General features: G+C 56.5%; 1 pseudogene. It reads left to right on the forward strand.

The features are described from left to right. Positions 1 to 19 precede the first annotated feature (19 nt). Positions 20 to 387 (forward strand): annotated as a pseudogene (locus EN781_RS33905) (four helix bundle protein). Positions 388 to 414: the final 27 nt, after the last annotated feature.

Consider the following 414-nt stretch of genomic DNA (forward strand, 5'->3'; position numbering starts at 1 on the left):
GTGTAGGGGTGTAGGGGAAATGACCGAGAAAACAGGCTCCTACAAGGAGCTGATCGTCTGGCAGCAAGCGATGGATCTTGCGGTGGCGGTTATGGGGCGACGAAATCCCGGCCCAAGGAGGAGCTCTATGGATTAACCAGCCAAGTGCGCCGAGCCGCCGCCTCGATACCAGCCAACATCGCGGAAGGCCATGGTAGAGAAATCCGGGGGTCCTATCAGCAATTTTTGCGTATCGCTCAAGGCTCACTGAAGGAATTGGAGACACAGATCCTGATAGCCGAGCGTACCGGCATCGCGCCGAAAGTGACGGCGATTTCATTGCTGGAGGGGACCGAAAGTGTGGGGAAGCTTCTCCGCCTTCTGATCCGCAAACTCTCGGCCGACTAGCTTACCTATTCCCCTATTCCCCAATTC

The organism is Mesorhizobium sp. M4A.F.Ca.ET.090.04.2.1, assembly GCF_003999085.1.
Taxonomy (GTDB): domain Bacteria; phylum Pseudomonadota; class Alphaproteobacteria; order Rhizobiales; family Rhizobiaceae; genus Mesorhizobium.